This window comes from Deltaproteobacteria bacterium (assembly GCA_018668695.1).
Lineage (GTDB): Bacteria > Myxococcota > XYA12-FULL-58-9 > XYA12-FULL-58-9 > JABJBS01 > JABJBS01.
Genome location: JABJBS010000365.1, coordinates 1 through 9161 on the forward strand (window position 1 = coordinate 1; position 9161 = coordinate 9161).

Below are 9161 nucleotides of genomic sequence, written 5' to 3' on the forward strand. Positions count from 1 at the left end.
ACGGCCCCAGCCCAAGAGGACCTGGTTGATTGTTTGAAGCTTGAGTGGGAGCTTTTCACGGGTTTGGCTGATGGCAAACTTGATCATGACGATATCGAGCGGGCGCGCCAATACATCTTGGGGCGTTATCCGCTATCTATCGCCACAGCCTCTGACCGAATGGTACCGGCACTGTATCTCGAGTTGCTCGGGAAACCTGCTCATGACATTTATGCTTTGCCTCGAAGAATTGAAAAACTTGAGGCCCAAGTGGTGAGCGAGGCAATGAATAAGCACCTAGATCCGACTAAACTTTTGGTTGTAATGGTCGCCACTGCAAGAGATGTAGTGGATGATCTTCGCTCGCAGTTTCCGGACGCCACAATTGAAGTACGTGATTATCGCGAGGGGCTCACACGCCCCGTCATAGGAAGTAAGCAATGAAGTTACATGTAAAACATATTTTCTCGGGCCTCACATTGGCGCAGTACGGTGAACTCTATTTCGAAGAGAGCTTTAACGAGTATTTGTGCAAGGGCGTTAACTTAACTCGTAACGTGAAAGAAAAATCACTCAACGGAACGCGCTTAAAGCGGGTTACGACTGTAAGCCCAGACCGCGAAATCCCGGGACCTGTTGCCAAAGTCATTAAAATGGACAGGCTTGAGTATGATGAAGAACTCACTTACGACACCGAGGCATTTAAAGGCACCTGGAAAATCAATGTTCCCGGCCCTCTTGGCTCGAAGTTCTCTGCAGGCGGTCAATTTACTTTTCGCGAGGTTGCTGGCGGTGTTGAGCGCGAGCTTTGGGGTGAGATCAACGTAAAGGTTTTTGGCGTTGGCAAGATGATTGAGACGTTGATTGTGACAGACGTTGAGAAGAGCTACGAAACAGCAGCAGCTCAAACCAGCCAATACATCCGAGACAACGCCGCGCTTTTTGCTTAATCTTTGCTGCGCGATTGATAGCGGTCAAGCCGCTCACAGCGCCGGCGCTCTGCATCTTCAAAGCGTCGATTGTCGGTCTCCCCTTCGGTCTGAAGAGGGGGAACGGGGATGGGCCGGTTGTCTGAATCAACGGCGACAAATGTAAAGTAGCCCGTGAGGCAATGTTCGCGCTCACGAGTTTTCTGATTTTCCCTTTCAACCCGAACGCCAACTTCCATGCTTGTTTTACCGGTATGGTTAACCTGCGCGTTGATGACGACGACGTCGCCGAGTCGGATTGAGCGAGCAAAATGAAGGTCATCTACGGCAACCGTTACAACAGGCTCGCGGCAATGCCTCATAGCGCTGATAGCGGCTGCGATATCCATCCATTGCATAATCATCCCACCAAATGCCGAACCGTGGTGGTTGGTATCTGGAGGTTGAACCATATGGGTGGTTTCGACCTGAGATGCGGCTGAGTGAACGGGTTCCATCAGGTTTTACGTGTGGTTGTAAAAAACGGTGATCGTCACGCAGTGATATTCACTGTCGGAACTCTGAGTGACAATTTTATCAACGAGTTCAATTCTACCGCGTTGGCCTGTGAGCCACCGGGTTACGGTTTCTCCGAGTTCGTCGCGCTCTTTATGCTTGGTTGCGCTGAAGACTTTAACCCCACTAAACATGATTCCACCTCTACCCTCTTCCTGGTTGCTACTTCAGTTCATGGTCAATGATGACCCGAATGAGAGGAAGCGGCAACAAACCAATCAACTTGATACCATTTATATATATTGAGGGGGTTCCGTCCACACCCAATTTTCGAGCGATTTCACTATCGCGGTTCACCGCATTTGCCGAACTTTTCCCCGTTAGGCAGGATTCAAACCGTGGCATATCTAAATTTAGCGTTTTCGCGTACCCTGTAAAATCGGTATCGCTCATAGCTTGCGGATTTTCGTAAAGATAGTCATGGAATCGCCAAAACATGCCTTGGCGATGAGCGCATTCTGAGGCGATTGCAGCGGGCTTAGCGCGGGTGTGCTGCTCAAGGGGGAAGTGCCGATACTCAACTCGAAGCCGATTGGGGTAAAGCTGTCTGAGTTCTTTGACCACTTGGTGTGCTTGCGCACAGTACGGACATTCGAAATCCCCGAATTCAACCAAGACCACTTTCGCGTCCTTGGGGCCAGTGAAAGGCGCCGAGCCTTTGGGCATGGCTTGCCGTGGTAGCTGAGGCATTGGCAGTTGATACTCAACTTTATTCTCGGCTCTTAAACCCGCTAAGAATGCCATTTCCACTTCGCTTCTGCGCTGCTTGAGCATTTCCCGCTCGATATGGGGCCTTGCTGTTTCAAAATCGATTTGAATGATGTGGGCGTTGTCTTTGTAAAATGATTTGAGCTCGGTGGCGGTCGGCTTTTTAACTTTTTTCAGAATATCTCGATCAACGAGAAGTTCCGGGCTCAGGCCTTCTGCTTGGGCTTTTTGCTCGATTAAACGGTCGTTGACGGCATCTTCAAAGCCGGCCCAAAGTAGGTGTAATTTTTTTTGCGCCCATTCGTTGTTGATAGAGTCGATTTCTTTTTTTGTGCTTGGCTCAAGATCTTCTTGTGTGATGACCGCGCCGCCTACGCTGCCGAGTCTTGCGGACGGTGTGGCCAAACTTGCGGTTGAGGGTTGTGTGAGGGTGTCAGGGGATACCTGAGCGCTGCCACCTAAAAGTCCGGGCATACTGCAGGCAGTTAAACCTACGGAAATCAAAAAAACGAAAACAGGCTTCATGAGGGTCATCATCTCGAGGTGAAGGGTGGAATCAATTCTTGGGTGGTTCTTTTTGCACGAGTGAAATCCGATGTTCAAGTTTGTGGATCTCAGTAAGAGGTGCAGCCATCGCGATGGCCCAGGTTCTTGAAGAGCGTGCAGCGATGGTCGAGTCGGTTTGAAGGCTTTTAATGGCAATCATTTCAGAAAGTTTATGAATGTCTTGGAGCCCAGCAAATTCTGGCGGTGTAAACTTTAGGCCAATCGGCATAGTCTCGGTGGCCACGACTGTACCCAGCTCATCTATCAGCTGCGCCTTGATTTGAACGTTCTCGACATCAAGGTCCCGGTGGTTTTCAACCTCTCCAAAAATTAAGAGAACAGGCTTTTCAGAACCGGTGGGGTAGGTTGTTGAGCGGTATGAAGAAACGATAAGCCCGTCTGCTTGGGCGAGGGTTGATTCGCCGCCTCGAAGTGCTTCAGCAAATTGCTCTAAGCCGACGGCAGTGGTTGGGGGTGTAAGGCCAAGGGCAAAGCGAAATAAGCCGAGTCCTAAAAGAGCCAAGACGATGATTGTTAACGTACCGCCTAAGAGTGCTCCAAGTACCGTGGGTTTTTCCGGTTCGGGGGTATAGCTTGTGGGAGGTGCGGCAACGGGGTGCGGCCGGGGCACCCGCGTGGGAGCCGGGGCAACTTTGCTCACAGCCTCTGGTGGCAGGCTGTGGGGCGCTGTTGATTCGGCTCCTGGAAGCTTGAGCGCATCAAAACGTTCGAGCGCGTCGTATTGATAAATGTCGCTGTGGCTTGAAAAGTTGTTGTCTGGTTGAGGGGTCTCCTCGGAAGCAGGAGTTTCGGGCGGCATGTCCAGAAAAAGCATATCGCCAAGCCGCGCGCGTTTTTTAGAAGTTGCAACTCGGCCAATGGGTGCTGGTGCCGGGACGGTTTTACCTTTTGGGGGCGGTTCGCTTACGCTGAATATATCAGAGTCATCGGGATCAAGAACGAACACGGGCTGGGCTGTACCACTTGCATCTGGGCTGGACACCACGTTTCCACAACGTAGACACTGAACCGACGAGGCGTGAGCACCGGTGGGCTCAAATAGCATGCCGCATCGTTCACATTGCATCGTGGTATGCCTTCGATTGCGAGAGCCCAGTAGCGGTTTTAGTAACCGAGACGCGGACTCCAAGCAGGAGTTTCATGGTAGCCGCCGCGCCGGGAAATCCGACGTACGTTCATTCCATCTACATCCATGACGTAGATTTTCTTGCCGCCATGAGGCGGCCTCGTAGAAGTGAAAATAATGTGGTGCCCGTCTGGAGAGAAGGAAGGACTTTCGTTGTCGCCTTGATCCTGAGTGAGCCGTTGCATTTCGCCGTTTTGAGGGTCGACTAAGAAAATGTCGTAACGCAGTCTTTCGTCTCGCGCTGTAAAAACAATTTTCCCATCAGCTCTTGGAGACCAATCAGGTTCCTGATTGTAGTTACCACGAAAGCTCAACCGCTTCGGGTTGGAGCCGTCGGCGTTCATGACGTAGATGTGCGGATTTCCCGAACGGGAGCTAACAAACGCGATCCGTTTTCCATCGGGGCTCCAAGTGGGTGAAATATCTTGTCCCCAACTATCGGTGAGCCGGGTAAGATTTTTACCATCGCGGTCCATCAAATAGATTTCGGTATTGCCATCGATACTTAAAGTAAGAGCAATCTTCTTGCCGTCAGGGCTTACGGCTGCCCCGGTGTTGAGTCCGCGTTTATGACTGAGCCAATCCAGTTTACGGGTCGTGAGGTTGAGCCTGTAAAGATCTGGGTTTTCACGTAGGTAAGATGTGAAGAGCAATGACTTACCATCCCGGCTCCAGGCAGGGAGTAAGCTTAAGCTTGCAGGATCCGTGATCCGTTGCTCGTTGGCACCGGTAATATCTGCGGTGTAAATTGCTTTGCCCTCTTTCGTTTTTCGAACGAAGGCAACACGAGAGCTAAGAATGCCCTCTTCTCCGGTGAGCAACTTAATAACTTCGTCTAAAAAGCGGTGAATGGCCCGGCTTGCGGTGGTGTTGTTTTCCACAAAGTCTCGCATGATGAGCTGACGCTGGCTGACGACATCGTAAAAGCGCATCGTTAGCTGAACTTGAGAGCCGTCGAGCTTTAACCCTGCCCTGATTAACCCGCTTGCACCAACAGCCAGCCAGTTTTTGTACTTAGGTTGAACCAAGCTTTCTTTCTCGGGGTTGAGGTAGCTTTGAGGATCTACAAGCTCCAAGGGGCGCACAAGATCCACGGCGCTTTTTAATATACCCGTAAGCTGTTGAGCTGCTTTTTTGCTCTTATCATCGGGGGTTCCCACGACACGGATATCCGGTACGCCAACGGGGTAAGGGCGAAAATTCGCGCCTTCAACCACCATGCGCAGCCGTTCAGCGTGAAGCGGCGTCGCAACAAAAAAGAGGCCAATGAATAATATGTAAGTCAGTCGTCTCATATTCACCATTTGGTGCCCTTTAATTTTAAGGGCGAAATACAATTTCAATTCCATCTCGGCCTACCACTTTTCGAATGGCACTTGGTGGAGCCGAGACTCCACCGCATTTTTGTACAGCTTTTTCCACTGCACGGTCAAAAGCGGCCACACCCGAGCTTCCCTCGATTTGGTGCCGGACGAATTTACCACGGCTTGAAACCCAAATCCCAATTTTTGCAGAAAGACCGGCAGTTTGGCTTTCCGAGAGCCCTTCGACGTTCCACACGCTTTGGAGGCAGTCGGAGATTTCGGTCATGTATTTATTACCTAAAATCGCCAAACTCAGGTCTGATACGGTACCTTTTTGACTCCCTTTTGGGTCTCCCTCGGCTTCTTCCTCACCTTTGGCGCTTCGAAGCCTGTCGAGTGCAGATGACACGTTGTTCATCTTTCGGGCCCGGTCCAGGGCATTTTCTTTAGGCGGCTCTTTTTTGGCCTTCGGTTGTTTGGGGGCATCGGGCTTTTTAATCGGGATAACTTTTTCAGCCGGTTTGGGCTTTGGCTCTACTTTTTTTACGGGTGGCTTTTTGGCTGCAGGCGCTGGCGGCTTCTCTTTTAAAAGACGCGGGAGCATATCGTCGGGACGTTTTTTCCCGAGGCGAACAAGTTTGGTAACCACAACATTTTTAGGCGCTGGATCGTGTGCATGGCCAAGGACGGCCGCTAAAATAACCCCTATACTGACATGTAATGCCAATGAGCCAAGCATGAGGCGCTTGAGTCCTTGAGGGATAGAATTAGCTTTCATGGCAGATCTTACGCGCTTGTTAGTTTTTCTTTTTACTCAAAGGGTCTGTGACCATTCCAAGGTTTGAAACCCCAGCATCTTTGAGCATGTCCATCACATCAACCACTACACCATAGGGAAGATTCCGGTCGGCGTGTAAATAAACTTCTTTGTCGGTTCGAAGCTTTTTGTTGGTGGACAATAAAGTACGTAATTTATCCCATGCCAATTCCTCCTCACCGAGAAATACCTTTCGGTCTTTGGTGAGGGTGAGCACGGTTATTTTTTCATCGGAGGGCATGGCCTGAGCTTTAGCGTCAGGCAGATCAACCTTTACGCCCTGTTGAATCAGGGGCGCGGTGACCATGAAAATAATCATCAAGACGAGCATTACATCCACCAGGGGTGTGACGTTAATCTCGTTCATGGTTTTACCTGAGCTACTACCAATGGCCATCGTAAGTCTTGCTACCTTATCCTAGAAAAAGTGTCGTTTGATAATGTTGAGAAAATCAGCCGAGAAGTGGTCCATCTCAGCGTCGAGCACTTTGATTCTTGTCAAAAAGTAATTGTACGCAATAACTGCGGGAATCGCCGCGAAGAGGCCGAAAGCGGTTGCGACTAACGCGCCGCCAATACCAGGGGCAACGGTTTCAAGCCCGGCAGTTTTATCAATGCCGATTTTTTGAAAAGCACTCATAATACCGATGACGGTCCCAAAGAGTCCGATAAACGGTGTGGTTGCTCCCGTGGTTCCGAGAAAAGCAACCAAGGATTCTAAATTGGTCAGCTCTTTACTCGCGGCACGCCTCATTGAGCGTTCAACGCTTTCAATGGCTCCCATTTGAATATCGCCGGTTGTACCTTTTTCCTTTTGCTTGAGCTTTGCCAGCTCCACAAACCCGGCGCGATACACTTGGCTCACTGGGCTGCCTTTGTACTCTTCAGATTTCTGATAGATATCGTCGAGTCTTTTGGAGGCCCAGAAGGTGTCGAGAAACTCCTCGGACTCTTGATAAGCCCGGCGCAGCATGCGGTGCTTGTAGCCGATGATGGCCCAGCTCACGACGGAAAACCCAACGAGGACCACCATGACCAATTGCTCGGCCCAGCCGGCGTTGAGCATAGAGCCCCAAAAGGAGAGATCGGGTGGCGCAGGGGCCACAGCACTTGCTGCTTGCTTTGCAACTTCTGGGGCCGCCTGAGCGAGAAAAACCTGTAGTACGTTCAACTGTTCCATTGGACGTTGGCTACCACATATCGAGTTTTATAGGCAATTGTTCCGCGCCCCTTAAGAATCAGCTTTTAAAGTCTTTAATGCTTGCCGGGTTGCTTCGTGGCAGGCCTCTTGCTCAAGCCGTTTCAAGTCATCGGGGGTATCAATGTCATAGAGGGTCGATGTTTGTTCGAAAGTATAGCCTTGTTCCCTGAGCCGCTCTTCGGTGGCTTGGCGGGTGCCGGTTTGGCTCCATGGCAGCTCATCGAGGAGGCCAGTTTGAAAGCGAGTGAACCCAAGAAGGTAATAACCCCCATCTTCACTGGGTCCGATAAGGGCGTCATTTTGTTGAAGCTTTTTCAGGGCATCTTCCAGAATCTCTACGGATATTAGAGGAACATCGGCTCCAAGAGCCATGACAAGCGGGGACTCTTTCAGGCCCTGTGTAAAGATTGAGCCCATGCGCTGACCCAAATCATCACCCACTTGTTGCCAGATTTCGAGATTCTTGGGTCTTCGAATCTCGTCGGGCCAGCTTCCGTAAGTTGCGATCACGGTTTTTGTGTTGGGAATTTTCAGGCAGGTGGCGGCGACATCGTCCAAAAAAGCCTGAGCCATATCGGCTGCTTGGCGCGCATCAAGGTGCGGAATTAAACGAGTTTTAACCTTTCCGGGGACCGGCGGCTTGGCAAAGATGCAGAGGATTGCACGATTCATGGAACTTTCAGCTATCACGAGGCTTTAGTCAGTCAAACACAGCTTGCGAGATCTAGCTAAAAAAACATAGAAGAGCTTAGAGTCTTGGTCTAAGGAGTAAGTTTTGCACAGTATTTTAGGGCGCACGCTGGTTTTGATGGCCTTAGGGGCAGCTTCGTTTGGATGTGTGATGGGCCTGTTAAGCGGCTATCGGCAAAGCCGAGAAGCGATGCTTTGGGCTCGCCGGGCAGCTTATGCATTTTCGATCACGATGGTTTTGGCAAACCTCACCATGCTCAGTGCTCTTTTGACCCCTGACTTTTCGGTGTCTTATGTAGCCCAAGTCGGTAGTCACGACTCCCCAACCTGGGTTCGTATTGTGTCGCTCTGGTCTTCGCTGGAAGGCTCTATTTTGTTTTGGGGTGCCATTTTAAGCGGTTACGTTTCTGTTTTTACCTACCAAATGACCGACCGCTATCGGGAGTATGTTCCCTACGCTACGGGCGTACTTCTCGGAATTTGTGCTTTTTTCGCCTTTTTAATCGCTGGCCCGTCTAACCCTTTTGGTGTGATGGATCCCATACCGGCCGATGGCCCAGGCCCGAACCCGCTTTTGCAGAACCATATTTTGATGGTTGTTCACCCGCCGCTTCTCTACTTGGGTTATGTTGGCATGAGTGTTCCGTTTGCAATCGCTGTGGCCGCTCTCCTCCGAGGTAAACTTTCAACGGGCTGGCTCAAGCCACTTCGGCGCTGGACGATGTTTCCATGGGCGTTTTTGACCGCGGGCATTATTGTTGGCGGCTGGTGGGCTTATGAAGTGCTGGGTTGGGGCGGCTACTGGGCATGGGACCCAGTGGAGAATGCGTCTTTTCTGCCCTGGCTTGCGGCCACAGGTTACTTACACTCCACAGTGGTTCAAGAGCGTCGCAAGATGCTCAAAGTCTGGACTCTAACGCTTGTTCTCGCTTCTTTCCTACTGACGATTTTAGGAACGTTTATGACTCGAAGCGGCGTGTTCAACTCCGTCCACTCCTTTACTCAATCACCCATTGGTCCAGTTTTTCTAGGCTTCCTTGCCGTGATGACCGTGCTTTGCATTGTGCTTTTATCACTGCGGGCACACACCCTTGAAGATGAAGGCCGCATTGAAGCAGTGGTCAGCCGTGAAACGGCTTTTTTACTCAACAATGTCGTCTTTGTTGTGTTCACGTTTACCGTTTTATTAGGCACTGTCTTCCCGCTCATCACCGAAGCAATCAAAGGGGTGAAGGTCAGCGTGGGAGAGCCCTACTTCAATCAGATGGCGATTCCCTGTGGTTTG

At 50.7% G+C, this 9161-nt stretch carries 12 protein-coding genes; 3 read left to right on the plus strand and 9 right to left on the minus strand.

Annotated features, from left to right (window positions below; genetic code table 11):
• Together HOK28_21210 and HOK28_21215 are read left to right on the plus strand one after the other, a co-directional pair.
• A partial coding sequence (locus tag HOK28_21210) for a hypothetical protein (GenBank protein ID MBT6435627.1) occupies nt 1-423 on the plus strand: 423 nt, incomplete at its 5' end.
• On the plus strand, nt 420-929 hold the full coding sequence (locus tag HOK28_21215; GenBank protein MBT6435628.1) for a DUF2505 family protein: 510 nt from the start codon (nt 420-422) through the stop codon (nt 927-929). The genes HOK28_21210 and HOK28_21215, both read left to right, overlap by 4 nt.
• Here the strand turns inward: HOK28_21215 and HOK28_21220 are convergent.
• The 9 genes from HOK28_21220 to HOK28_21260 form a co-directional block, all read right to left on the minus strand.
• Nucleotides 926-1405, minus strand: a complete 480-nt coding sequence (locus HOK28_21220) for an acyl-CoA thioesterase (GenBank protein MBT6435629.1) — start codon at nt 1403-1405, stop codon at nt 926-928. The two genes, HOK28_21215 and HOK28_21220, sit on opposite strands and share 4 nt — an antisense overlap.
• 6 nt (nt 1406-1411) lie before the next feature.
• Entirely contained in the window at nt 1412-1597 is a 186-nt protein-coding gene (locus tag HOK28_21225) for a hypothetical protein (protein ID MBT6435630.1), read from the minus strand.
• A gap of 28 nt (nt 1598-1625) precedes the next feature.
• A complete protein-coding gene (locus tag HOK28_21230; protein MBT6435631.1) occupies nt 1626-2696 on the minus strand; it encodes a thioredoxin domain-containing protein in 1071 nt (356 codons plus the stop codon).
• A gap of 31 nt (nt 2697-2727) precedes the next feature.
• Nucleotides 2728-3804: a hypothetical protein gene (locus HOK28_21235; GenBank protein ID MBT6435632.1), complete on the minus strand. Its 1077-nt coding sequence runs from the start codon at nt 3802-3804 to the stop codon at nt 2728-2730.
• Between the two features lie 38 nt (nt 3805-3842).
• Nucleotides 3843-5168, minus strand: coding sequence for a translocation protein TolB (locus HOK28_21240; protein ID MBT6435633.1), 1326 nt, complete (start codon nt 5166-5168; stop codon nt 3843-3845).
• 16 nt (nt 5169-5184) lie between these two features.
• Entirely contained in the window at nt 5185-5946 is a 762-nt protein-coding gene (locus tag HOK28_21245; protein MBT6435634.1) for a TonB family protein, read from the minus strand.
• A 19-nt stretch (nt 5947-5965) separates the two neighbouring features.
• Nucleotides 5966-6382: a protein TolR gene (gene tolR / locus HOK28_21250; GenBank protein MBT6435635.1), complete on the minus strand. Its 417-nt coding sequence runs from the start codon at nt 6380-6382 to the stop codon at nt 5966-5968.
• A 21-nt stretch (nt 6383-6403) separates the two neighbouring features.
• On the minus strand, nt 6404-7051 hold the full coding sequence (gene tolQ / locus HOK28_21255; GenBank protein ID MBT6435636.1) for a protein TolQ: 648 nt from the start codon (nt 7049-7051) through the stop codon (nt 6404-6406).
• Between the two features lie 165 nt (nt 7052-7216).
• On the minus strand, nt 7217-7858 hold the full coding sequence (locus tag HOK28_21260; protein MBT6435637.1) for a glycosyltransferase: 642 nt from the start codon (nt 7856-7858) through the stop codon (nt 7217-7219).
• Nucleotides 7859-7961: 103 nt separating this feature from the next.
• Here HOK28_21260 and HOK28_21265 point away from each other — a divergent pair.
• A partial coding sequence (locus tag HOK28_21265; GenBank protein ID MBT6435638.1) for a heme lyase CcmF/NrfE family subunit occupies nt 7962-9161 on the plus strand: 1200 nt, incomplete at its 3' end.

What these genes read in the sequence shown, in the direction of transcription:
- HOK28_21215 (MBT6435628.1), top strand. Translation starts at nt 420, where the DNA reads ATGAAGTTACATGTAAAACATATTTTCTCGGGCCTCACATTGGCGCAG.
- HOK28_21220 (MBT6435629.1), bottom strand. Translation starts at nt 1,405, where the DNA reads ATGGAACCCGTTCACTCAGCCGCATCTCAGGTCGAAACCACCCATATG.
- HOK28_21225 (MBT6435630.1), bottom strand. Translation starts at nt 1,597, where the DNA reads ATGTTTAGTGGGGTTAAAGTCTTCAGCGCAACCAAGCATAAAGAGCGC.
- HOK28_21230 (MBT6435631.1), bottom strand. Translation starts at nt 2,696, where the DNA reads ATGAAGCCTGTTTTCGTTTTTTTGATTTCCGTAGGTTTAACTGCCTGC.
- HOK28_21235 (MBT6435632.1), bottom strand. Translation starts at nt 3,804, where the DNA reads ATGCAATGTGAACGATGCGGCATGCTATTTGAGCCCACCGGTGCTCAC.
- HOK28_21240 (MBT6435633.1), bottom strand. Translation starts at nt 5,168, where the DNA reads ATGGTGAATATGAGACGACTGACTTACATATTATTCATTGGCCTCTTT.
- HOK28_21245 (MBT6435634.1), bottom strand. Translation starts at nt 5,946, where the DNA reads ATGAAAGCTAATTCTATCCCTCAAGGACTCAAGCGCCTCATGCTTGGC.
- tolR (MBT6435635.1), bottom strand. Translation starts at nt 6,382, where the DNA reads ATGGCCATTGGTAGTAGCTCAGGTAAAACCATGAACGAGATTAACGTC.
- tolQ (MBT6435636.1), bottom strand. Translation starts at nt 7,051, where the DNA reads ATGCTCAACGCCGGCTGGGCCGAGCAATTGGTCATGGTGGTCCTCGTT.
- HOK28_21260 (MBT6435637.1), bottom strand. Translation starts at nt 7,858, where the DNA reads ATGAATCGTGCAATCCTCTGCATCTTTGCCAAGCCGCCGGTCCCCGGA.